Source organism: Bacillus cereus group sp. MYBK108-1, from assembly GCF_051917185.1.
GTDB lineage: Bacteria > Bacillota > Bacilli > Bacillales > Bacillaceae_G > Bacillus_A > Bacillus_A cereus.
The window spans coordinates 81,160-104,111 of sequence record NZ_JBQAHZ010000017.1; the positions used below are offsets into that span (position 1 = coordinate 81,160).

Genomic DNA, 22,952 nt, shown 5'->3' on the forward strand with positions numbered 1-22,952 from the left:
GGTGGAAGAAATGATAATTAGAGAAGGTATTGAGGTGACTAGAATAACCTTAGATGGTTATGAATTACCGATTCCACAAGGATATTCTGAGTTTCTACTTCGTGCTGGATATTGGAGGTACGGTGAAAAAGTAGAAAAAATCAATCGCGAGGAAATTTTGTCGAATTATGAAAGAGAAGTAGTAATAGAAGATGGTAAGTTGTGTACTAATTTGACTTATATCGGAAAACAAAAATAGATAAGGAAGGTGACCAATAATGAATGGAGTATTATCTGCAAGTAAATTAATGAAAGCATCTCAAGTACGTAAACAATGTGCTGAGATGCGTAATAATCCAGCGTTACTACTTGCTATGGAATTAGAAGCAAAGCGCAATATATACGAAATTAACCGTAAGGTTTCATCTTGAAGGAAGGTGAGTTAATTGAAGGAAGTAACATTAGTTTTTAAATCAGGTGCCAAAGCAACTTTTACAGTAGAGCAATTTAAAACAATTACAAATGGCTTTGGTTCATTAACGAAAATTGAATATACAGGTGCAACTCCGACAATACCATTCCACATTAGTGTGAGTAATATTGATGCAATATTTGTGGAAGACATTGGTGGAAAGGAATCTACTAAAGAACCTGATCATCCAATTGAAGATTTCTATGGTTGTGAAATTAAGCAAGATGATAAGTATTTTATGTTCGGACAGAATGCCGTACTTGAAGGGAATCTAACGAATTACTTAATTGTGGAACAAAATGTTGAATGCTTTCGAGCTGTATAAAAGAAGAAACCGCCAGTTGGGGCTGACGGTCTAATAAAAACAAATGTTGAGGTCATTATAGCATGAATTGATTTCGTGTAAAGGAGCGTTTTATTAATGAACGACAAACCAATTGATGAATTAGTCGCGGAAAAGGTTATGGGATGGATTAAACCACCTGAAACATCAATCCTTAAATCAATGTGGGTAGAAACTCCAATAGGTGCTGTTCATCCACAATTGCCTAAGTTTAGTACAAATATTGAAGATGCTTGGTTAGTAGTTGAAAAGTTAAGAAGTTTAAAAGAAATAAACGGTAAAAAAGTTAGGTTAATGCCTAAGATCATCGGAACCACAAAACCTGATTTATGGGCGTGTACTGTTAATGATTATTTAAATAATACATGTTTATCAGATGTGATAAATAAATCAGCACCAATGGCAATATGTATAGCTGCCCTAAAAACTGTAGGGGAGGAATGGCAGTAATGGATATTAAAGTGATTGAAGAATATATACAAGCTATTAATTCAGCAGAAAATCATGGAATCTTGAATGTCTTTGGAAACGAAGTGCAAGTAACTGATGAATTGTTTGAAGAACTTCTTAACGAAAAAGGAGATTTGGAAGTAGTAACACGTGAGTGTTCTGATTATCCTTTTCGAGCTAACTTCAAGCGAAACGGCATAACTTATTATTCTATCCACACTGAAGAAAAAATAAAAAATATCTTTGGAGGTAATATCGATGAATGCATTACAACAAAATGAATTATTAGAAGTGGACCAATTGCAAGATGCGGAGCAACAATTTGAGGTTACGGATATTAACGGTTTGAATTGGGCATTTCGTAAAATTTCAGCGCTTAAAGCAAAGGAAAAAGAAATTACGACACTAGCAAATGTTGAACGTGATCGTATTACACAATGGGAGCAAAAAGAATTAAAGCCTATCCACGATAGCATTAGCTTCTTTGAAACTCATATTCAACGTTACCATGCGGAACAACTTGCGGAAGATCCAAAACAGAAAACCATTTCTACACCATACGGTAAATCTAAAACCCGTAAGAGCGGTGAGGCGCCGGAACAGCAGGATAAAGAAAAATTACTTCAATACGCTATTGAAAACCATCTTGATGATTGTTTAAAAACAGAAGTTAAATGGGGTGATTTGAAGAAGAAATTCAAGATTGAAGAAATCAGCGGTGAAAAGGTAATTGTGGATGAGGATGGACAAATTGTCCCAGGGGTAACGGTTAAACCTGAATCTATTTCTTATAGTGTGGAGGTTTAAAAGTGGGAGCATATGATACACCAACAAAAGAGTGTCCTTATTGTAAATCAGAAATGGAAGCTGATTGGGTAGATGTAGGGGTCGGAATGGTGCAATGTGGTCCATATCATTGTTACGAATGTGGAGCTAGTGAAATAGGCCCAGAACTATCAGATTGGTATTACAAAGATAGAGAAGGGAAAGAAATCTATCTACAAGGTAAACGAAGATATTACACTTGGGCCAAACGTGGTAAAGGGGCAAAGATTCGATTTAATAGTCAATCAGTATTACGATATAATGCTCCATTTACAAAAAGAGAATTAGAAACAGGATTTTATGATCCATCTAAAAAGATGGTATCACCTTATGCAAATACTGTTGGAGGTCATCTTGTTGGTCATAGAACAGCGAAAGCTGCATACAACCTTGGTTTGTTAGATGAAAAGGAGGGAATAACATGTTCCAAGTAACAGAAGCAAAACGCGAAAAGATGAAAGCTGTAATTGGATTTATAGGTTGTAGTGGTTCTGGTAAAACGGGTAGTTCGTTACTTGTAGCTTTCGGGATGATGCAGGAAGCATATCCTAACTTATCAGAAAAAGAATTGTGGAAGAAGATTGGAGTTATCGATACAGAGCATGAACGCTCAAAACTTCATGTAGGTCTTGTGTATGGGGAGACGAAAATAGGGAATTTCCTTCATATTAATTTCACTCCACCGTACACAACTGAAAGATATAACGAAGCGGTGCGAGTTATGAAGAATGCTGGTGCTGAAGTACTTATCATCGATTCCTTGTCACATAACTGGCAAGGTGAAGGTGGCATTATAGAAACACATGGTGAAATGTCTGGTAACTCATTTCAAAACTGGGGCAAGCTTTCATCTGAAACTACTAAATTAATAAAAACGTTAACCCAGAACAATGTTCATATTTTAGCAACCTTGCGAACTAAAACTGAGTATGTAGTAGAACCTGATGCAAAAGGGAAAATGGCCCCACGTAAAGTTGGTACTAAACCGGTGCAAAAGGATGAAATGGAATATGAGTTCATGCTTAATTTCGTTATCGACATTGATCATGTAGCTGATACTTCAAAGGATAATACGCAAATGTTCGAAGGGCATCCACAAAAGATTACTGTCGAAGTAGGTCGTAAGCTGTATCAATGGCTTGAGTTGGGCGTTGATGTAAAAGCTGAAGAAGAAAATAAAAGGAATGTACTTATTGCTCAAATTAAAGAAATTGTTAGTACGAGTGATGATGCAACGAAGATGCTTTCTGAAATTGAATTTAAGACTAATCAAAAACTAGAAGATTTCAATATGAAATTCTTAAGCGTTGCTTTAGAGAGATTGCAGCCCTTTAGTAAAGCTGGAGAAAAAGCATGACACAAGAGAAACTCATTGAAATACAAAAGAAATTAGCAGGTCAATTCATGCAAAAAGTTGATGTTTATTGCTATGAAAAATACAGAGGGATTTTAGTTGTAGGTCATGGACAAGTATTCCATCCGCACAACATCCTTGCTGTAATACCATATTAAAAAATTGGAGGAATAAATAATGTTTACAGTAGATCATGAACAAGCAAAAGGATTTGAACAAGTTAAGCCAGGAGAATACGAGGTAACGGTTGTTAATTATGAATTGAAAAAGGCTGAATCTGGAAACAACATGATTGTTGTAGATTATGAAATTCGCAGTGATGTGGACCAAGAATTCCAAGGACAAAAGCTCTTATTTGATAACTTTGTTGTAACTGAAAAATCAATGTGGAGATTACAAGCGATTTCTAAGGCTGCAGCTTTTCCAACTGGGATGAAATTTGGTTCTTACAAAGAATGGGCAGATACGCTTTTAAATAAACATCTTCGTGTAATTGTAGGCGAGCGTGAATATAACGGTAAAAAGTATCCTGAGGTAAAAGGATTTAAAGAATCAGAAGCATCAGCTCCAAGTACTGGATTTACAGTTTCAGATGAGGATGTTCCATTCTAAAAATTAATTAACAAGATTCAAATAGGAGGGAGCTGCTAAGGGCTCCCTTTTCAAAAGGGAGAAAATCAAATGAGATATAAATTTAATCAAATACCGACAGAGCTTAAAAACACTCCTCATTGGATCTTATGGCGGTCAGAAGTAAGAAACGGTAAGAAAACAAAAGTTCCTTATCAAATCAATGGAGAAATGGCTCAATCAAATAATAAGCGGAGCTGGTCAACGTTCCCGACAATCATAAATTTCTATGAAAAAGGTGGATATGACGGTATCGGATTTATGTTTTCTAAGGATGATCCATTCATTGGAATAGATATTGACCATTGTATTCAGGAAGGTGCTCTTACAAGTTTAGCTGAGGATGTTATTGAAACTGTAAATAGTTATACAGAATACAGCCCAAGTGGTGATGGCATCCACATTATTGCAAAAGGTAAGCTGCCACTTAAAGGACCAGGAACAGGACGGAAAAACGTTGACCTTGGTTTAGAAGTATATAGGCATGGTCGTTATTTTACTTTCACTGGTGATTGCTTAGATCAAGTTCCTGTGGAAGATAGGACGGATGAATTAAAAGTTTTATTTGAGAAGTATTTGAAAGAAAAGCTAAAGCCAGAGAAGAAGCAAAGCGCCACTTCATTTGAACGTGAAGATATTACTAGTTTATCGAATGCAGAATTATGGGAGCGAATGTTTGATAGTAAAAGTGGTGCAGCCATTAAAGATTTATTCCAGGGCATGTTGATTAACGGTGATCATTCTTCAACGGATATGGCTTTATGTAACCATTTAGCATTTTGGACGGATAAAGACGATGCAAAGATGGATTCAATGTTTAGAGAGTCTTCATTACTTCGTGAGAAGTGGGATAAACCACATTCAAGTGATGGCCGTACATATGGCCAAATGACAATTGATACAGCAATTCTTTCAACTCCTTCCACAATAGCTGATTATGAACCGTCTGAAGAGAAAAAGTATGAAGTTTACATTTCTGATAACTCAATTGAAGATACTGAGGAAATTATCGATGAAGCGCCAAAGTTTCATTTAACTGAGTTAGGAAATGCTGAACGTATCGCATATTATCATGGCGAAAATGTTCGGTACTGTAACGAGTTGGAATGGCTTATATGGAATGGTAAGCATTGGCATGAGGATAGTAAGAGACAAATTGAAGCTATCACGGCCAAAACGTTGAGAGCTATATATGGAGAAGCAAAGGCTACAGAAGATAAATATCAATCAAAGTTACTGCATGATTGGGCTAAGAAGTGTGAAAGACGGTCAATTAGGATAAATAGCATATTGGATGTAAGACCGATGGTATCAGTGAAAAAGAAAGAATTAGATGCTCATAACTTTTTATTTAACTGTGATAACGGAGTTATCGATTTAAAGACTGGTGAATTATTACCACATGACCGTGACTTGTTATTAACAAAGATTTCTCCAATCAATTATGACAAAGATGCTGAGTGTCCAAACTGGAAAGCTTTCTTGGAAAGTATTTTTAAAACACCTACAGGTGAAGCGGATCATGAATTAATTAACTATCTGCAGAAAGCTATTGGTTATTCATTAACCGGTGTAACAAAAGAGCAAGTAATGTTTTTCTTATTTGGTAATGGCCGTAATGGTAAGTCTACTTTTATTAATATCATCCAGGATCTACTCGGTGATTATGGAAGACAGACAAACAGTGACACCTTCTTAAAAAAGAGAAATGATTCAGGAATCAATAACGATGTGGCCAGATTAGATGGAGCTCGTTTTGTATCGGCTGTTGAGAGTGAAGAAGGACAACAATTATCCGAAGCCCTGGTGAAACAAATCACCGGTGGTGAGAAAATGTCAGCTCGTTTCTTACGCCAGGAATATTTCGAGTTTACACCTGAATTTAAAGTATTCTTCACTACCAACCATAAGCCGATTGTAAAAGGTTCGGATGAAGGTATTTGGAGAAGGATTATGCTTATTCCATTTACCGTAACAATCCCAAAAGACAAGATTGATTATGATCTACCAGATAAATTAGCAAAAGAAATGCCTGGTGTTTTGCGGTGGGCTGTTGAGGGCTGCATGAAGTGGCAGGCCGAAGGGTTGCGTGCTCCTGAAGCTGTGAAGGCAGCGACTGCAGAATATCGTGAGGACATGGACATATTGGCACCTTTTATTGATGAAAATTGTACGGTACATCCTACAGAGAAAATTGAAGCAAAGCTACTATATGAAAATTATACAAAGTGGTGTTATCAAAATAATGAATTGGATTTAAAGAACCGTGCTTTTTATCGTCAATTAGAAATACGTGGGTTTAAAAAAGAAAAAGGCGCGAAAAACAAAACGTTCATTATTGGCATGACATTAAATAATTATGCTAGTGCGAGTTTGTTTTCAACAGATAATAAAAAAGAAGAAAGTAACATAACTCCTATAAATAGGAAAAAGATTTGATGCTGGGTTACTAAAGGGTTACTGAACTTAATTTTTAATAACCCATATAAATGTTGTTATATCAATGGTTTATAGCTTATGGGTTATTAAGGTTACTGAGTTTCCTATAACAGCCTATAAGAAAATAAATAAATAAAAAAATATATATATATAATAGCCTTTAATAGAAAAACGGATAACCTCAGTAACCCTAATAACTCAAATTAGCCTTGACCCCTTGATATGACTGGTTTTGTAGAGGGTTACTGAATAAAAAACTTAGTAACCTTCGATAACCCTTTTAAAAAAGAGGTATAATATGCATCCAAAACAGATATGTGCTGATGTTCAATCGATGGGAGCGAAGCTCGTTCTTGATGGAAATGATTTATACATTGAGAACCATGAAAAGGTTGCTCCTGAAATTGAATCAGTTATTAAAGAATACAAGCTACGTATTATTAAATATTTGCAAGGGAATTATTCGGACCAAGATCATGCAGTAAAACAAACGATAGATAAAATTATTAATTTTTTTATCGGTGTTGAGCAAGACATAAATCCAAAAATTAATGATTGGTTTAATCATGATGAAGCTGCAGCAAGATTGGTTATGGAATTAACATTAAACTTCTCACTTAATGGTTGGTTATATGTAAAAGAATCTGTGGCCAACTATGAAAGTAAATTAACGGACGAGCTTTCACAAGCAATATTCAATCGTGCAATGTTGCATTTTAGGAAGGTGAAATAAATGTCAGCAATTCATTATCGATATTCAGAAAAAGAATTGAAGGAAATATTGGATACATTAGAAATCATGGTGGATACAAGAGAACAGAAAAATCAACACGTACTTGATTATTTTCGCAAAAAGAATGTTCCATTCAGACTTAGAAAAATTGATACAGCCGACTACTCAGCGGTAATTCCTAAGAATCCTGAGATGGGCATTACACGAGATATTTACCTTTGCGCCGGAGTAGAACGTAAAAACGGTGTAGACGAATTGGTTCAATCAATTAAAGATCGTACGAGATTTGAAAATGAATTGATTCGTGCTGCTAAACATCCATTTGTTCTTCTTGTGGAAGATTTAAAAGGCTATCAAAAAATATTAAAAGGTGAGTATATAAGTCAATACAAACCAGAAGCGTTACTTGGTAGTTTAAAAACATTTGAAGTGCGATATGGCTTTTCAACAGTATTTATTGAGCCTGCTACAACCGGTAATTACATATATCATCATTTCTTATATATGGCTCGTGAGTATCTGAAGAAAGGTGTCATATGATGAAAACCAAAACAATTAAAGGAGAAATAAACCATGACTAAAATTCAATTGAACGTTTTATTTAAGAAAATGCAAAAGGATGATAAAAAGGAAGTTTTAATGTTCCATGTATTAAGTGATGAACTTCCACATGCTGATGAATTATTAAAAATGCCAGGTACTATTGTTCATCTAACTGTGGAGAAAAGTGAAGTTGAACCGATTGGTGCGGAGTTCGTTAATATTCAACGTGATAGCAAGAAAACAGCAATTAAATTGAATGTAAAACGTGATGCAAAAGGTGTAGTAAATCAACTTTATCCTTTTGCCGGCGGAAATGTTGATATCATTCTTGAGCCTTCGCAAATGTCTATTGATGAGTTCTATGAAGAACCACATGAAGGTATGGAATACAACGTAAAGCAAGATGGAACAACAGAAGTTGCTCCTGGTCAATTAAAGCTTGTTGATGAAGAAACGATTGCTGAATAAATATTTGTCCTGGGCTTCGGCTCAGGATATTAATACAATTTGAATTTTGTACAGAAATGGGATGAAAGAGATGTCCAAATATGAAAAACCAAAATGTGATTGTAGAGAAGAATTGGTGTATTGGACACAGCCAGTACAGACTTTAGTATACAGGATTAATAAGAGTGGTCGGAAAGCAAAAAAACCTTGTAGAAACGGAATCTTGATTGAAGGGTGTGTAGACCGACTTTTATGTGATAAGTGTGAATCCGAATACGATATTGAATTTGATGAAAAAAGTCGAGTAATTAGAGGTGGGGTTTACTCCTACTAATTTAAACAAAAGCGTTATTTTGTAGGGGGAGAAGGGAATGGTTGATATTTGTCCGATGTGCGGTAAGGAAACATGTAATCCAAATAATGAAGAAATCAATGTTGATTTTTGTAATGAATGTATGTCGTTGGCAATCGAAGGAGCAGCATTACCTATTAACCTTCCTAATAGCATGAATGCATCCTTGCCAATAGCGAGGGAGAAAATGACTATAAACTCATACGGGCGTTTACAAGAAGTTTATAAAGATGAATGGATGAAGGAGTTTAATAAGGAAAGAGGATTCGAAATTCATTCCTTAGAAAATGCGACAAAATAGTTATTGTATGATGAAAAAATTAAAGAACCTGTTATAACTAACAGGTCCTGTGCACAAGGAGTTCAAGGAATACAAGGAAACTGGTCCAGAGAAACCTGTGTATTCTTTGGCTTAATAGTAATGTATTCAAAGTAAACAAAAAAAATGAATAAAAGTTAAATAAAAGCCTTATTTAATAAAAAAATCGCGTACGAAAATTGTACACGATTATATAGAAACTATGTCTTGCGTGCTCATTGCATTGTATGTTTATTGTATGTAAAGCGTAACACATTTAAATAAATTAAAAGAGCACTTTTAAAAGTGCTCTCTGACCAAGACTCTTATTGTAAAAGAGTACATGATAATATATGTGTTTTTTCTCAGGGTGTGAGTTGTTTAAACAAAATCATTATTTGGATGCATAAGAAAAGAAGACAACATCCGAAGAGGATTGTTGTCTCAACAAAAGTGGAAATTCAACTAAGAAAGGTGGAGATACAATAATATATGCTTGTCCAGCTTAAATGTGAAAAGATTTTAAAATTAAAGAGCACCTTCCAAGGCGCTCTCTGACTAAAATTAATATTGAAAAAAGATACCCAAGATATTGTATGTATGTTTTTTAGATAGGTGCATTTTTATAACGGAGAATTGTGAAATGAAAAGGTTGAGATGTGTAGTGGGAATAATTCTTTTGATATTAAATTTGATTGCAAAAGATTGGTTCAGGGTATTTTAGATGAATTAGAAATACTATATTAAGTTGTTAAGGTAACACTTTCAATATCTTCACAACCTATAAATATGATATTAGTAGATTCAGGGGTTATTACATCTTCCTCTGTTAATATAACTAAACAAAGTGTTGGATAAAAACTAGAAAGAGTAGCAGGTCCGATTATTTGTCCAGACTTGGTTGTTACTGTAATGATAGTTCCTATCGGCCAATTAGAAAGTAAATAACAAGCTATTCCTGTACAAGGTGCCATTTTTATTTTCCCTCACTTTAAATTTGGAATTTATAAAACTGTATATGGGTATAGGATATGCATTTAGGTTATGAAGTGTCACTTAGGTGAAATTTTATATTTGTAAAAATAATTGATTTTATACGATGTATTTTTTGAATTCTCTCGATTGAACTTCAATGAGAAATAATAAATCTGGAATTGTAATAAAAACGCTATTTGATATCTAAGTTGTATATGCAAAAAAGAGCACCTAATTAAAGTGCTCTTTAGGAAGTTGAATATAAATGCCTATTCAATAACTATTATATGTTTATTTTATCAAATGGTGAAAAACTTGGACAAAAACTTCATTTTGCACAACAAAGTAGCTAGCTTAATGAGCTAACTACCTGTTGTACAAAGGAAAAGCCGCACTTACAGAAATAATTTGTAACTTTAAGTTACAGAAATAGTATGAGCGGATTTGAAAATGTTATGCAAAAATAAACTAATAAAAATTTCATTTTGCCAAAAAAACAGCTTATCAGATTGAGAAAAAATCAAGTTGTCTTTCTTTCTTAATACAATTGGTCATGAAGATATTAAAACGTCTTAGAAAGGAAAATAAACGTGTTTTATGAGATTTGTTATTTTTTAATAGAAAGTAGGTGAATCATCATTTGTTTGACTGGCTAAAAGATTATCAGAAATTAGAAGAAGAAATTGAGTACTTAGATTACAACTTAGATAAAACAAAAGCTGAATTAAAACGCTGGGTCAGTGGTGATTTGCGAGAGGTACGTTTAACTGCTGAATCGGAAGGTGCAAAGGTAGAAGAACGTATTGAAGCAATTGAATATGAGTTAGCACATAAGATGAATGATATGTATAAACTGAAAAAATTAATTAGTAAGTTTAGGGGTTTGGATAATAAAATACTAAAAATGAAATATGTGGACGGTATGACGTTGGAGCAAATAGCTGAAGAAATCAGTTATAGCTCTAGCCATATTAAAAAGAAACATGCTGAAATAGTTCGGTTGATTAAATTCGTAGAACGAGAAGGTATCATTTAGGTTCACTCCTAAAGTGAATCGAAACTCTTGAAAATATGATTTATAGTAATAACATAAGATTTTGAAGAAAGGGCAACTGGTGCACGGTTGCTCTTTTATAATAGTTTTTATGGGAATATACGTTCTGCTTGTGCTATAATTATATTGGTTTATAATTCCAATAATAATTGTAGAAAGGATTGTGGGAAGAATGAGTAAGCTAGATGAAACTATTGGTAAATTAAAAGCTTATATAGGAGAAGATCCAGCTGAAAAAGTATTAAGAGAGAAATATAATGAATTAACCCCAATTTTTAAAAGAATAGACGAGCAATTTGCGAAACCTAGTGAAAAAGAATATTTAGTAATCTATAGTGGTGAAAATAAATATATAAAGATCGAAAGTACTAAACTCCAATTTTCTCTTAATAAAAAGAGAAATGTAATAGAGGTAAGTAAGATTTGGGGTACTCAAATTACTCCATTAGATGAGATAATCTTACAAGATAGTGAGTTATATTGTACGAAACGTGGAGTAAACTTCACAGAAGATATTTTAAATGATTATATTAGTGAAACTTTTGTAGAAATACTAGGTTAATAAAGTTACTAGAAGCATTCCTTATGGAGTGCTTTTTATTATATAAAAATTACATAGGTGGTGAAGAGATGAATCTAACGTTGCATAATGGAGATTTGAATAAGTTGGCAAGAGATACTTCACATGACAGTATCGTTTTAAAAGTTGGTGAAAAAGAGATTGTAACTCTGAAAAGTAATGGAGATATCTATGTTAAAGGTAAGCTTGTTGAAAACGATAAAGAAGTTGTAGATGGCATGAGAGAGTTCTTGCGTTTATCTAGGTATAGATAAACGCAAACGTGTTGCATTTGAAAAGGATGGTGTTAAGTATATGAATCCAGAAAAGATATATGTAAAACAAATGGATGCATGGATTAAAGAACAAGAGGCTAGAAGAGAACAGATTGTAGTAACAATTAAAACTAGCTCTGAGATTGTGGAACAAAACAAGATACAGTTGCAATGGTTAGATAAAGGCTTGGGTCTTGCTAAAGAAGAGTTCGAGACTTGGAAGAAAGAAAATAATTATATAGGTGGTGTATGACAATGCTTTGGTTATTAGCTTATCTAATAGTAGGTATGGTTTATGCATCCTTAGATATTTATTCAACCACAAGAGAAGCAATCAAAAAGGATAAAGAGCATGGACATATAATTTTAATGTCATCTTTATTTTTGGTTTTTCTTTTAGCGATATTCTGGCCTGCTTTATTAACAATGAAGATTGCTACATGGATTAATAATTATAAGGAGAGTGAATGCAAATGATTACTGAAATTAGAAAAACAATATCAGGTACAGAGTATTGGGATAATGAAAAGAAGAAGAGTCTATTTGTTCCTACAGGTGAAGAACCAGGATTCGAAGTAACTGTTAATCCAGGGAGTATGATCCTGGGCATGGACTTATCAAATGAACCTGATAAGACAGTAGTTAATTTAAATAGTATGACAGTGAAGCAATTACATGATTATGCTACATCGATTAATGTTGAGATTCCAGCCGATGTTAAAAAGAAAGAAGACATCATTGATTTACTATCATGAAGTACTGTGCTGAGCAAGGCTGCAAGACATTAATTGATAAAGGACGATACTGTCTCAATCATAAACGGAAACAGAAGAAGACAGTTGTGTATTCAAAGAACAGATCATTCTATCGTACAAAAGCCTGGCAAGATTTGAAGTCATTCTGTTATCAAAGGGACAAAGGATTGTGTCAACGATGTGGAAGGTTTGTGTTTGGTAAGCAAGCACATCATCATCATATTGTTCCAATTAAAATCAATCCTTCATTAAGATTAGATCCAGATAATATCGATACACTTTGTTCTAAGTGTCATCCAATTGTAGAAAGAGAAACAAATGAAAAATACCAGGAAAAGAAAAAGTTCGATTGGAAACTATAAGCCCCCCTATCGAAAAAAGAAACGCTGGCCTTATGGGGGGATAGGGAGTGGGGGTGTAAACGCGCACCTCAAAATGGTTTTTTGAAAAAAATTCGTTTTTTTAGGTGGTGATTTAAGGAATGGCCAGAAAATCGAAGGTCGTAATTGAAGCTGAAAAGAAAAAAGAATTAGAAGCGCAGCGTATTATGAATGTTTTGGTTGAAGCCGGAACTTATTCGCCAGCGCTTGATCCATTGATTGAAGTTTATCTTGATGCAGTTGAGATATACAGTGTCAAATATGGGTTGTGGAAGAATTCAAACTTTCCAACAGTCCAAAAAACAAAGAATGTAAATGGTGATGTGAAGGAATCGAAGCATCCATTGGCTCAACAAGTTGAAGTTTGGTCCAAACAAAAAGCGAAGTATTTGGGGCAATTAGGACTAGACGGAAAGAACAAAGATTTAATCAAAAAAAGTGGGGTTCTTCTCGAAAAAGGAAAAACAGAAAAAGAGTCCACGGAGCCTAGTGATAGCAATAAATTAGTGCAATTTAGGAAGATGAAAAGCCGATGATTGATTTTGAAACAAATTACGCTGATATATTCGTTTCGGAAGTAGATGCAGCCCCACACTTATATCCTGATTCTATTAAATTGGTAATCAAACGATATAAGAAATGGAAGAAACGAAAAGATATTTGGTTCGATGTTGAAAAAGCAAATGCGATGATTTATTTCACAGAAACATTCTTAAAACATGCAAAAGGAAAATGGGCAGGACAGCCATTAATTTTAGAGTCCTGGCAAAAGTTCTACTTTGCTAATATCTATGGATGGCAAAAATATAATGAAGATGGTAAAGCGGTGCGAGTGATTCGTACGGCTTATTTGCAGGTTCCAAAGAAAAATGGAAAAACAATTATGGGCGGTTCACCTGTTATTTATGCGATGTACGGTGAAGGTGTAAAAGGCGCTGATTGTTATATTTCCGCTAATACTTTTGAACAATGTCAAAATGCCGCGGGACCAATTGCATTAACCATTGAGAATAGTCCTGATTTACGGCCAGATACACGTATCTATAAAGGTAAAGAAGATACAATTAAGTCAATTAAATACACATTTGTGGAAGACGATATTAAATATGCAAATGTAATTAAGGTTCTTACAAAAGATAACGCTGGTAACGAAGGTAAAAACCCGTATATTAATTATTTCGATGAAGTTCATGCTCAAATGGACCGTGAACAATACGATAACTTACGTTCGGCACAAATCGCCCAGGAAGAACCACTCAACATCATCACTTCCACAGCAGGAAAGAATACCGGTTCACTTGGAACTCAAATTTATACCTATGCCAAAGAAGTTTTAAAAGATGATAAAGATGATTCTTGGTTCATGATGATCTATGAGCCGAACAAAAAATTTGATTGGACAGATCATGACGTTTGGCGAATGGTCAATCCGAATATGGATGTATCGGTTAACATGGAGTTTCTTGAAAATGCCTTTAAAGAAGCTCAAAATAATAGCTTTAATAAGGCTGAATTCTTATCGAAGCATTTGGATGTTTTCGTTAATTATGCCGAAACATATTTCGATAAAGACCAACTGGATAAAATGCTTGTGGACGGTTTAGGGGATATTGAAGGATTAACTTGTGTTGTCGGTGTGGACTTATCAAGACGCACGGATTTAACTTGTGTATCAATAAATATTCCAACATACGATGATGAAGGAAATGCAATATTAATCGTTAAGCAAATGTACTTTATTCCGGAGTTTGGAATTGAAGATAAGGAGCAACAAAGGAATGTCCCATATCGAGCATTAGCTGAAAAAGAATTTGTGACAATTTGTCCTGGGAAAACAGTTGATGAAGAAATGGTAAATCAGTATGTGGAATGGGTGTTTGAGAACTTTGATTTACGTCAAATAAACTATGATCCAGCCCTTGCTGAAAAACTCGTTGAAAAGTGGGAAATGCTTGGCATTCAATGTGTGGAAGTTCCACAGTATCCAACACATATGAATGAACCGTTTGATGACTTTGAAATTTTATTGCTCCAAGATCGAATTAAAACGGATAATCCTTTACTTATTTTCTGTGCAAGTAACGCAAAAATAATTACAAATATAAATAATTTAAAAACACCATCTAAACGTAAATCACCGGAGCATATTGATGGGTTTGTTGCCATGTTAATTGGTCATAAAGAAACATTGAATATGATGGAAGATGCTATTCCAGATGAAGATTACGATGAATATTTAGATGATATTTATAGATGAAACATGAATATTAATTTTTTGACCATTAGTATTTTAAAAATAGGCGCTGTTAACAGTGTTGAATTTCTTATTAAAATTATTATGTAATCTAAGAATAAACAAGTTATACATTGGATTGTGAGTTCTTAAATACAATGCTCAAAATATATTTGTAATGAGAAACTTTTATCATTTAGTTAATTGAAATGACACAAGGAGGAAGATAAATGCCTAATTTGGTTGGTGACTCTAATAATCCAACTGTGCCTGCTATTTTTGGGGAACATACCGCCAGTGAAGGAGTTGGTGTTTTAGGTAGAAGCCAAAGTGGATATGGGGTCTTGGGAGAGAGTACTGTTAGCGATGGAGTAAGAGCTACAAGCCAAGCTGGAGCTGGTGTCTCTGCCTACAGCGAGAACCTTTTTGGTGTTTGGGGTTTAAGTAATAAACACATCGGTATTTTTGCTTTAACCCGAGCGGAGACTAGACCAGCTTTGATGGCCTATAGTGATACTACAGGAGGAGACATCATCATCGGCACAAGTAGAAATGCCGGCGAGGTCTTCCGGGTTCTAAATAACGGTGACGTCAATGTACGCGGAGTTAATCTTACAAGTGACAAAAACTCTAAGGAAAATTTCTCGAGTGTCGACACGCTTGAGATTCTTGATAAATTAGCCAGCATACCAATCCAGTCTTGGAACTATAAAGATGATACATCTAATGAGCGTCACATTGGCCCGACCGCTCAGGACTTCCATGCCGTCTTTGAACTAAATGAAGATGATAATAAACATATTTCAACCGTTGATTTACAAGGCGTAGCCTTGGCTGCTATTCAAGGTTTAAATGAAAAACTCCAGACTGAAAATGATGAGTTATATAAGAAATTAGCTAACCTCGAGGAACGTCTTTCTGTCCTTGAGTCCAAGAGCTAAACCCAATGATAACAAACTAATCGCTATAGCTCTGATATCACCATAAAAAGGTGTCAGATTTCAAAGTTGGATTTTTGTTATTAAACTGTAGACTCATAGCGATAAGGGCCATGTTTGATTGGCCCTCGAAAAATATTCAATTACTAGATTGGACGACACACCCAACGACATCTGGTACCGCTACTGTCGCACTCTAACATTTTTATAGTATCAGAAGGGCATTGAATAGAAGATTGCATAGGAAAATAGGAATATGGACTTACAGGATACGAATATGGATAATAATACGGCTGTGGAATGTAAGGTGCTGCTTGGTTCATACCACCATATGTCATCGGTACGGTATATGCTATTGGCATTGAGGCATAATGACTGCAAGCTCCATGGCATTCCTGCTCTGACGTTCCAGGAGCAGCCAAACAATCTCGCATACAAGAGGTATAATTCCAAGGTGAAAATGGTTGACGATACAAAGACAATCACTCCTTATCTTAATCATAATTTTCTCGATATTTTATTCATCTGTATATTTTTGGATAATTGTCCATGCATAATTGGGTGAATGCCAACTAAAACAGAAGGTTTCCTCTTAAAACTCAATGCAACAATATATGTATTAGTTACATTGGATGAAATAAGAAACCCAACTTAGATAAGGTGGGTTTTTTACTTGTGTATTCAATATCTTTAACTTTGCTAATAAATCAAGCAGTTGCAGATCGTCCTTAAACAATGATAGGGAAACAGTCGCAGTGTTTAAAACCACTTTCATCTTTCCAGCAAGACATTACACAAGCTGATGGTAGTTCAGGAGGTCCCGATAAATAAGGTGCCATAGGTGCGTGTGTTGTTGGTATTGAGTAAGGATTGGACGAGTAATAGTTAGGTCTTGGTGGGTAAATAGAGGTACATGCAAATTGACATTCATAATAAGGGTATGAATTAGGTGGGTTTTGGCAATTTTCCATACATTTATGATATTCAGGTGAATATTCAAGTCGATATTGACGATACAAGGACAATCACTCCTTATTCTTAATCTTATTTTCCACAATATTATATTTAGCTGTATACTTTTGGGATGATTGTCTATGCATAATTGGATGAATGTCTAACATACATAGCACGGCTTATGATGATGCAGGATTTGAAGATGTTAACAAATAGAAGGTAAAAAGGTTCTTTTCTTTTGGAAATATCCTCATAAATTATTTAATAAAGCTTAAATTTAAAATTCTAATAAAAATATAATGATTTAGGAAACATTTGTTAATTGAAAGGCGGTGAGAAATTGGGTTTAAGAGATAGGTTTTCAAATTTTTTATTTAGACAAGCTGAAAAGCGTGGTTATCTTGACGATGTATTAGGAAAAAGCATTCGTTATGGCGGTGTGTATGTTACTGATTCAAATATCTTGGAATCTAGTGATGTCTATGAGTTATTACAAGATATTAGTAATCAAATGATGTTGGCTGATATTGTTGTGGAAGATAAAGAAGGTAATGAAATCAAAGATGATGTTGCACTTCAAATTTTAAAGAATCCTAACGATTACCTAACACAATCTGAATTCATCAAATTGATGACAAATACCTATTTACTCGAGGGAGAAACGTTTCCAATATTAAATGGTGCTCAAATACATTTAGCTTCAAATGTTTTTACAGAGCTAGATGATAATTTGGTAGAGAATTTTAATATTGGTGGCCAAGAAGTTCCTTCTTTTATGATTCGCCATGTTAAAAATATCGGTGCCGATCATTTAAGAGGAAAAGGACTACTGGATTTAGGAAGAGATACACTCGAGGGCGTTATGTCAGCGGAAAAAACTTTGACTGACAAATACAAAAAGGGTGGATTGTTAGCATTTCTATTAAAATTAGACGCTCATATTAATCCACAGAACGGTACGCAGTCAAAATTGATTAAAAAGATTTTAGATCAGTTGGAATCAATTGATGATGCAAGGTCTGTTAAGATGATTCCATTAGGAAAAGGATATGAAATAGAAACGCTTAAAAGCCCGTTAGACGACGAAAAGACCCTAGCATATCTAAATGTATATAAGAAAGACTTAGGTAAGTTTTTAGGCATAAATGTGGATACATACACAGAGTTAATCAAAGAAGATATTGAGAAAGCAATGATGTATATCCACAATAAAGCAGTTAGACCAATAATGAAAAATTTTGAAGACCATTTGAGTCTTCTTTTTTATGGCCAAAATTCGGGGAAACGAATTAAATTCAAGATTAATATTCTTGACTTTGTTACTTATAGCAATAAGACAAATATTGGATATAACCTGGTGCGTACAGCTATTACTTCCCCTGATAGCGTTGCCGATATGCTTGGGTTCCCTAAACAAAATACAAAGGAATCACAAGCCATTTATATTTCAAATGATTTAACCGAAATCGGAAAGAAAGAGGCAAGTGATGGTTCATTGGGAGGAGGTGAAGAAAATGAAAATTGAGGTCCGAGGGAATCAAGTCATACTTGATGGTTACGTAAATGTTGTGGACAGAGAAAGTCGGATGTTGCCTTCACCAAGGGGATATTTCAAGGAGAAAATTGTTCCTAAAACATTTGAAAAGGCATTAAAGAAAGCAAAGAATGTGGACTTACTTTTTAACCACGATAAGAATAGAAATCTTGGTTCTATTGAAAACGGAAATCTGGAATTGTATGAAGACAATATTGGTTTAAGAGCCATCGCTACGGTTACAGATGAGCAAGTGATTAAGAAGGCAAGGAATAAAGAATTACGTGGTTGGTCATTTGGTTTTGTTTCTGAAAAAGATTCATGGGAAGAAGGTGAATCTGGTGTTCAAAAACGATCTATTGAAGAACTAGAGCTTTTAGAGGTTTCTATTTTGGATATGACACCAGCTTATGTTGCCACTTCCATTGAAACCAGGGGTGAAAATACAGCCATGATTGAAATGAGAAGTGAAGAAGCAGCCGTAAAAACAGTTGTGGAAGATGATACAGAAGAAAGAAACAACATTATTAAACAAATAAAAAAAGTCCTGGAGGGAAATTAATATGAATTTAAAAGAAATCTTAAACGCATCTTTAACAAGAACGAAATCTCGATTAGCAGAATTACAAGGGAAAGTAGAAAAAAATGAAGTTCGTTCGGAAGAATTAGCAGCAGTTAAGGCTGAAGTAGAAGCATTAACAAAGGAAGTGCAAACGATCACTGATGAGTTAGCAAAGTTAGAAGAGAAAGAAAAAGAAGAAGATCCAGACAAAAAGAAAGACGATGATCCTGATAAAAAAGAAGATCCAGCAGCAAAAGAAAATCCGGATGTAAAAACTGATCTGTCAGAAGAACAGCGTTCAGCTATTTCAGCATCTATCGCAGCAGCTCTTTCTACTAAAGGCCATAAATCTACTAAAAATAAAGAAAAGGAAACTCGTTCAGCTTTTGCAAACTACATTGTAGGTAACATTGATGAAACAGAAGCCCGTGCATTAGGGTTAGTGACTGGTAATGGCTCTGTTACTATTCCAGATTTCTTAAGTAAAGAAATTATTACGTATGCTCAAGAAGAAAACTTCTTACGTCGATTAGGAACGGGAGTAAAAACAAAAGAAAATATTAAGTATCCTGTTTTAGTTAAGAAGGCAGAAGCTCAAGGTCATAAAAATGAGCGAACAAATAACGAAATTCCAGAAACAGATATTGAATTCGATGAAATCGAACTATCTCCAACAGAATTTGATGCACTTGCTACTGTAACGAAAAAATTATTAGCACGTACAGGTTTACCGATTGAACAAATCGTTATGGACGAGTTGAAAAAAGCCTATGTTCGTAAAGAAACTCAATATATGGTTAATGGTGATGAAGCTAATAACATCAATGATGGTGCATTAGCAAAGAAAGCTGTTGAGTTTAAAACAGATGAAAAAAATCTTTATGATGCATTAGTAAAAATGAAAAATACACCTGTTAAAGAAGTACGTAAAAAAGCACGATGGGTATTAAATACAGCAGCGTTAACAAAAATTGAAACTATGAAAACAGATGACGGTTTCCCATTACTTCGTCCGTTTAATCAAGCGGAAGGTGGAATTGGTTATACGTTATTAGGCTTCCCTGTTGAGGAAGAAGATGCAATTGACATTCCTGATTCACCAGATACACCAGTATTCTATTTCGGTGACTTCTCTAAGTTCTATATTCAAGATGTCATTGGATCGTTAGAAGTACAAAAATTAGTTGAGTTATTCTCACGTACAAACCGTGTAGGTTTCCGTATTTGGAATTTACTAGATGCGCAACTAATTCATTCACCATTTGAAGTTCCAGTTTATAAGTACGTCTTGAAAGAGCAAACTACACCAGGTGCTTAATATGGAAGATTTAATTGAGAAATTAAAATCTCATATTCATTGGGAAGAGGGTATGGATGAAACCATGCTCTCTTTTTATATTGAACAAGCAAAGACGTATGTAAAGAATGCGACAGGCAAACAGACCGAGTATTTAATTATTATGGTAGCCGGCATTTTCTATGATTACAGGGTTGCTGAAAAAGAGTTAGAACAAGCTCTTGATGCTTTAACGCCGATGTTTGTCCAGGAGGTTTATGCCGATGAAGAGAAAGACGAATAAACTCAAATGGATGGGTGAGCTACTTAAATTAGGAGAAACCATTGATCCGGAAAATGACCGTGTTGTGATGGGATATCCGTTAGAACGTAATATTCGTTATAACAACATTGGAGTTACGGCCACTGATAAATTTACAACGAAAGATACGAATGAAATTATAAAGAAAATTGAGGTTCGTATTGATCGTGATATTGAAAACAACCAAAAGGATTATCGTGTAAAAGTTGGTGGCCGTATCTATGATATTGAGCGTATTTATGTACGTGAAGAAGACCGATTGATGGAGGTGTCATTGTCCTATGCAAATTAGCTTTCAAGAGTTACGAGACATCATGAAGAAATCTGGTATACCAGTTTATCGTGATAGTGCACCTACAACAGCAAATTATCCTTACATTGTGTATGAATTTGTGAATGAGCAACAGAAAAGAGCTTCTAATAAGGTTATAAAGGATATGCCACTTTATCAAATTGCAGTTATTACAAACGGAACTGAAAAAGATTACGCTCCGTTAAAGGTTGTTTTTAACGAAGCAGGCGTGTCTTATTCTCAATTTGATGGAATGGGTTATGACGAGAACGACGACACTATCACGCAGTTTATAACGTATGTGAGGTGTACCCAGTAATGGCTACAAATAACAATGGTTTTGCTGAAGCTTTAGAAGATATCAATACGCTATTACGTGTGAATAAAAAGGTCGAACTAGATGTATTGGACGAAGCAGCCAAGTATTTTGCTAGTAAATTAAAACCAAAAATCAAAGCATCCAATAAGAACAAGCGAGTACATTTAAAAAATAGCTTGAAAGTCGTTGTAAAGAATGATCGTGTATCTGTGGAATTTAAAGATGAAGCTTGGTATTGGTATTTAGTTGAACATGGCCATAAAAAAGCAAATGGTAAGGGTCGTGTGAAAGGAAAACATTTTGTCCAAAATACCTTTGATGCAGAAGGTGACAAAATTGCTGATATTATGGCACAAAAAATAATAGATAGAATGTGAGGATGATATGCATGACAATTGAAAATAAAGAAATTCAATATTCGGTAGGGATTGAAGATTTATATCTGTGCTTGATGAAGGGAAATGAAACTTCTAGTGCACTACCAACTTATGAGGATATCGTTTATAGACAAACGAATATTTCTGATTTAACGATTTCCACTACTTCTACTAATTTTACAAAGTGGGCATCTAACAAAAAAATTATTAACATTGTCAAAAATACAGCGTTTGGATTAGCTTTTAATCTTGCTGGTCTAAATCGTGAAGTAAAAGATAAAATCTTTGCTAAAACACGTAAAAAAGGCGTGTCTTTTGAAACAGCGAAGGCGAAGGCGTATCCAAAGTTCGCAGTAGGGGTTGTATTCCCTTTAAATGATGGAACAAAAATATTACGTTGGTACCCAAAATGTACAGTTGCTCCAGTAGAAGAATCTTGGAAAACACAAGGTGATGAAATGACTGTGGATGACATTGCTTATACAATTACAGCAGATCCATTGTTATTTAATGATGTAACACAAGCTGAATTGGATACTGGTGATCCAGAGGCAAAAGGAATTAAAGCTGAAGATTTCCTAAAACAAGTCATTTGTGATGAATCTCAACTAGCGCAGCTAGGTGGAACGACTCAAACAGGTAAATAAGGAGGGTAATTATGGCACGTTTAAGTGATTTAGTAAATGTAAATATAACTAGAAATAGCATTAAGATACAGGGTGTCTCAATCCCTGTTATTTTTACTTTTGAATCTTTTCCTTATGTGGAAGAAGCATTTGGAACACCTTATCATGAATTTGAAAAAGAAATGAATGATATGTTAAGAAAAGGACAATTTAGCCTGGGAGAAAATGAAGCGAAATTGATGCGTGCATTAATTTATGCGATGGTACGTAGTGGTGGTACGGAATGTACATTAGATGAATTGAAAGGTGCTATTCCTATGAATGAATTACCTGATATTTTCATCGTTGTATACGAAATTTTCAGTGGCCAAACTTTCCAGAATTCTGATATGGAGAAGTTGAAGCAAGAAAAAAAGTAAAAAACATACTGACTAAAAACGAGGAATCTCAGTCCGAATTGGACTGGGATTTTTATTTTTATGTCGGTAATACATTGCTTGGTTTAAGTATGGATGACTTTTGGAAAATTACACCGGCACATTTTCTAAAACAGTTCATTATGCATCTCAGATACAACAATCCGGATGCGTTACATGAGCAGAAACCGAAACAAATTTACACGCTAGATCAAACACCATTCCTATAAGAAATGAGGT

General features: G+C 34.6%; 37 protein-coding genes. 35 read left to right on the forward strand and 2 right to left on the reverse strand.

The genetic code is table 11. The features are described 5' to 3' along the window. The first annotated feature begins 10 nt into the window (after positions 1-10). From ACTFSL_RS20870 to ACTFSL_RS20940, 15 genes are all read left to right on the forward strand, one after another. Positions 11-238, forward strand: coding sequence for a hypothetical protein (locus tag ACTFSL_RS20870; RefSeq protein ID WP_440042313.1), 228 nt, complete (start codon positions 11-13; stop codon positions 236-238). Positions 239-257: 19 nt separating this feature from the next. Further along, a complete protein-coding gene (locus tag ACTFSL_RS20875; protein WP_440042314.1) occupies positions 258-410 on the forward strand; it encodes a hypothetical protein in 153 nt (50 codons plus the stop codon). 15 nt (positions 411-425) lie between these two features. Then, entirely contained in the window at positions 426-776 is a 351-nt protein-coding gene (locus ACTFSL_RS20880; RefSeq protein WP_440042315.1) for a YqaI family protein, read from the forward strand. A gap of 96 nt (positions 777-872) precedes the next feature. Then, positions 873-1,244 (forward strand): BC1872 family protein, encoded by a 372-nt coding sequence (locus ACTFSL_RS20885; protein ID WP_098584648.1) that lies wholly within the window; start codon positions 873-875, stop codon positions 1,242-1,244. Beyond that, positions 1,244-1,525, forward strand: a complete 282-nt coding sequence (locus tag ACTFSL_RS20890; RefSeq protein ID WP_440042316.1) for a hypothetical protein — start codon at positions 1,244-1,246, stop codon at positions 1,523-1,525. Before ACTFSL_RS20885 ends, ACTFSL_RS20890 begins: the two co-directional genes overlap by 1 nt. Beyond that, the gene (locus tag ACTFSL_RS20895) at positions 1,503-2,051 is read left to right on the forward strand and encodes a host-nuclease inhibitor Gam family protein (protein WP_440042317.1); all 549 of its coding nucleotides are present in this window, start codon (positions 1,503-1,505) and stop codon (positions 2,049-2,051) included. Before ACTFSL_RS20890 ends, ACTFSL_RS20895 begins: the two co-directional genes overlap by 23 nt. A 2-nt stretch (positions 2,052-2,053) precedes the next feature. Beyond that, the gene (locus ACTFSL_RS20900; protein ID WP_440042318.1) at positions 2,054-2,503 is read left to right on the forward strand and encodes a hypothetical protein; all 450 of its coding nucleotides are present in this window, start codon (positions 2,054-2,056) and stop codon (positions 2,501-2,503) included. Then, positions 2,491-3,426 (forward strand): AAA family ATPase, encoded by a 936-nt coding sequence (locus tag ACTFSL_RS20905; protein WP_440042319.1) that lies wholly within the window; start codon positions 2,491-2,493, stop codon positions 3,424-3,426. The genes ACTFSL_RS20900 and ACTFSL_RS20905 overlap by 13 nt, the downstream gene beginning before the upstream one ends. Continuing rightward, entirely contained in the window at positions 3,423-3,581 is a 159-nt protein-coding gene (locus tag ACTFSL_RS20910) for a hypothetical protein (protein ID WP_440042320.1), read from the forward strand. The genes ACTFSL_RS20905 and ACTFSL_RS20910 overlap by 4 nt, the downstream gene beginning before the upstream one ends. A 19-nt stretch (positions 3,582-3,600) precedes the next feature. After that, complete coding sequence (locus ACTFSL_RS20915; protein ID WP_440042321.1) at positions 3,601-4,035, forward strand: DUF669 domain-containing protein; 435 nt, start codon at positions 3,601-3,603, stop codon at positions 4,033-4,035. Positions 4,036-4,104: 69 nt separating this feature from the next. Continuing rightward, positions 4,105-6,492, forward strand: coding sequence for a phage/plasmid primase, P4 family (locus tag ACTFSL_RS20920; protein ID WP_440042323.1), 2,388 nt, complete (start codon positions 4,105-4,107; stop codon positions 6,490-6,492). Between the two features lie 298 nt (positions 6,493-6,790). Further along, positions 6,791-7,225 carry a hypothetical protein gene (locus tag ACTFSL_RS20925; protein WP_440042324.1) on the forward strand — a complete coding sequence of 145 codons (435 nt, stop codon included), beginning with the start codon at positions 6,791-6,793 and terminating at the stop codon, positions 7,223-7,225. Continuing rightward, positions 7,226-7,765 (forward strand): ERCC4 domain-containing protein, encoded by a 540-nt coding sequence (locus tag ACTFSL_RS20930; protein WP_095021729.1) that lies wholly within the window; start codon positions 7,226-7,228, stop codon positions 7,763-7,765. It abuts the gene before it with no gap. Between the two features lie 33 nt (positions 7,766-7,798). After that, positions 7,799-8,236 carry a hypothetical protein gene (locus tag ACTFSL_RS20935; protein WP_440042326.1) on the forward strand — a complete coding sequence of 146 codons (438 nt, stop codon included), beginning with the start codon at positions 7,799-7,801 and terminating at the stop codon, positions 8,234-8,236. A 350-nt stretch (positions 8,237-8,586) separates the two neighbouring features. Next, entirely contained in the window at positions 8,587-8,868 is a 282-nt protein-coding gene (locus ACTFSL_RS20940) for a hypothetical protein (RefSeq protein WP_153579860.1), read from the forward strand. Positions 8,869-9,608: 740 nt separating this feature from the next. Here the strand turns inward: ACTFSL_RS20940 and ACTFSL_RS20945 are convergent. After that, positions 9,609-9,839 (reverse strand): CGEA protein, encoded by a 231-nt coding sequence (locus ACTFSL_RS20945; RefSeq protein WP_095021663.1) that lies wholly within the window; start codon positions 9,837-9,839, stop codon positions 9,609-9,611. 641 nt (positions 9,840-10,480) lie between these two features. Between ACTFSL_RS20945 and ACTFSL_RS20950 the strand changes: the two genes are divergently transcribed. The 10 genes from ACTFSL_RS20950 to ACTFSL_RS20995 all read left to right on the forward strand — a co-directional run bounded on the left by ACTFSL_RS20950 (position 10,481) and on the right by ACTFSL_RS20995 (position 16,037). Next, complete coding sequence (locus ACTFSL_RS20950) at positions 10,481-10,876, forward strand: hypothetical protein (RefSeq protein WP_153579861.1); 396 nt, start codon at positions 10,481-10,483, stop codon at positions 10,874-10,876. A 190-nt stretch (positions 10,877-11,066) separates the two neighbouring features. Then, the gene (locus tag ACTFSL_RS20955; protein ID WP_153579862.1) at positions 11,067-11,456 is read left to right on the forward strand and encodes a DUF3942 family protein; all 390 of its coding nucleotides are present in this window, start codon (positions 11,067-11,069) and stop codon (positions 11,454-11,456) included. Positions 11,457-11,524: 68 nt separating this feature from the next. Continuing rightward, positions 11,525-11,728: a hypothetical protein gene (locus tag ACTFSL_RS20960; RefSeq protein WP_153579863.1), complete on the forward strand. Its 204-nt coding sequence runs from the start codon at positions 11,525-11,527 to the stop codon at positions 11,726-11,728. 40 nt (positions 11,729-11,768) lie between these two features. Next, a complete protein-coding gene (locus ACTFSL_RS20965; protein ID WP_153579864.1) occupies positions 11,769-11,981 on the forward strand; it encodes a hypothetical protein in 213 nt (70 codons plus the stop codon). Between the two features lie 2 nt (positions 11,982-11,983). Continuing rightward, a complete protein-coding gene (locus ACTFSL_RS20970; RefSeq protein ID WP_098377898.1) occupies positions 11,984-12,205 on the forward strand; it encodes a hypothetical protein in 222 nt (73 codons plus the stop codon). Further along, on the forward strand, positions 12,202-12,483 hold the full coding sequence (locus ACTFSL_RS20975; RefSeq protein ID WP_153579865.1) for a hypothetical protein: 282 nt from the start codon (positions 12,202-12,204) through the stop codon (positions 12,481-12,483). The genes ACTFSL_RS20970 and ACTFSL_RS20975 overlap by 4 nt, the downstream gene beginning before the upstream one ends. After that, complete coding sequence (locus tag ACTFSL_RS20980; protein WP_000872542.1) at positions 12,480-12,845, forward strand: HNH endonuclease; 366 nt, start codon at positions 12,480-12,482, stop codon at positions 12,843-12,845. The genes ACTFSL_RS20975 and ACTFSL_RS20980 overlap by 4 nt, the downstream gene beginning before the upstream one ends. A gap of 119 nt (positions 12,846-12,964) precedes the next feature. Continuing rightward, positions 12,965-13,399 carry a P27 family phage terminase small subunit gene (locus ACTFSL_RS20985; RefSeq protein ID WP_088338423.1) on the forward strand — a complete coding sequence of 145 codons (435 nt, stop codon included), beginning with the start codon at positions 12,965-12,967 and terminating at the stop codon, positions 13,397-13,399. Beyond that, positions 13,396-15,120: a terminase large subunit gene (locus ACTFSL_RS20990; protein WP_088338422.1), complete on the forward strand. Its 1,725-nt coding sequence runs from the start codon at positions 13,396-13,398 to the stop codon at positions 15,118-15,120. The genes ACTFSL_RS20985 and ACTFSL_RS20990 overlap by 4 nt, the downstream gene beginning before the upstream one ends. A 206-nt stretch (positions 15,121-15,326) precedes the next feature. Continuing rightward, a complete protein-coding gene (locus ACTFSL_RS20995) occupies positions 15,327-16,037 on the forward strand; it encodes a tail fiber domain-containing protein (protein WP_440042327.1) in 711 nt (236 codons plus the stop codon). 143 nt (positions 16,038-16,180) lie between these two features. Here ACTFSL_RS20995 and ACTFSL_RS21000 read toward each other — a convergent pair whose 3' ends face one another. Then, positions 16,181-16,510: a hypothetical protein gene (locus ACTFSL_RS21000; protein ID WP_129542611.1), complete on the reverse strand. Its 330-nt coding sequence runs from the start codon at positions 16,508-16,510 to the stop codon at positions 16,181-16,183. Positions 16,511-17,328: 818 nt separating this feature from the next. On the opposite strand from ACTFSL_RS21000, the gene ACTFSL_RS21005 reads away from it, so the two are divergent. Genes ACTFSL_RS21005 through ACTFSL_RS21050 form a run of 10 tightly spaced genes read left to right on the forward strand, consistent with a single transcriptional unit; the run spans position 17,329 to position 22,942 of the window. Then, positions 17,329-18,513 (forward strand): phage portal protein, encoded by a 1,185-nt coding sequence (locus ACTFSL_RS21005; RefSeq protein ID WP_440042328.1) that lies wholly within the window; start codon positions 17,329-17,331, stop codon positions 18,511-18,513. After that, positions 18,503-19,084: an HK97 family phage prohead protease gene (locus ACTFSL_RS21010; RefSeq protein WP_440042330.1), complete on the forward strand. Its 582-nt coding sequence runs from the start codon at positions 18,503-18,505 to the stop codon at positions 19,082-19,084. The genes ACTFSL_RS21005 and ACTFSL_RS21010 overlap by 11 nt, the downstream gene beginning before the upstream one ends. Before the next feature lies 1 nt (position 19,085). Then, on the forward strand, positions 19,086-20,402 hold the full coding sequence (locus tag ACTFSL_RS21015; RefSeq protein WP_098757921.1) for a phage major capsid protein: 1,317 nt from the start codon (positions 19,086-19,088) through the stop codon (positions 20,400-20,402). A gap of 1 nt (position 20,403) precedes the next feature. Beyond that, positions 20,404-20,664 carry a head-tail connector protein gene (locus ACTFSL_RS21020; protein WP_440042332.1) on the forward strand — a complete coding sequence of 87 codons (261 nt, stop codon included), beginning with the start codon at positions 20,404-20,406 and terminating at the stop codon, positions 20,662-20,664. Then, complete coding sequence (locus tag ACTFSL_RS21025; protein WP_440042334.1) at positions 20,645-20,974, forward strand: hypothetical protein; 330 nt, start codon at positions 20,645-20,647, stop codon at positions 20,972-20,974. The genes ACTFSL_RS21020 and ACTFSL_RS21025 overlap by 20 nt, the downstream gene beginning before the upstream one ends. Beyond that, positions 20,964-21,293, forward strand: coding sequence for a hypothetical protein (locus ACTFSL_RS21030; protein ID WP_440042335.1), 330 nt, complete (start codon positions 20,964-20,966; stop codon positions 21,291-21,293). Before ACTFSL_RS21025 ends, ACTFSL_RS21030 begins: the two co-directional genes overlap by 11 nt. Then, entirely contained in the window at positions 21,293-21,670 is a 378-nt protein-coding gene (locus tag ACTFSL_RS21035; protein WP_440042337.1) for an HK97 gp10 family phage protein, read from the forward strand. The genes ACTFSL_RS21030 and ACTFSL_RS21035 overlap by 1 nt, the downstream gene beginning before the upstream one ends. Positions 21,671-21,681: 11 nt before the next feature. Then, positions 21,682-22,317 (forward strand): major tail protein, encoded by a 636-nt coding sequence (locus ACTFSL_RS21040; RefSeq protein WP_016125430.1) that lies wholly within the window; start codon positions 21,682-21,684, stop codon positions 22,315-22,317. 11 nt (positions 22,318-22,328) lie between these two features. Further along, positions 22,329-22,715, forward strand: coding sequence for a hypothetical protein (locus ACTFSL_RS21045; protein WP_087875877.1), 387 nt, complete (start codon positions 22,329-22,331; stop codon positions 22,713-22,715). A gap of 38 nt (positions 22,716-22,753) precedes the next feature. After that, positions 22,754-22,942 (forward strand): hypothetical protein, encoded by a 189-nt coding sequence (locus ACTFSL_RS21050; protein ID WP_006927278.1) that lies wholly within the window; start codon positions 22,754-22,756, stop codon positions 22,940-22,942. Positions 22,943-22,952: the final 10 nt, after the last annotated feature.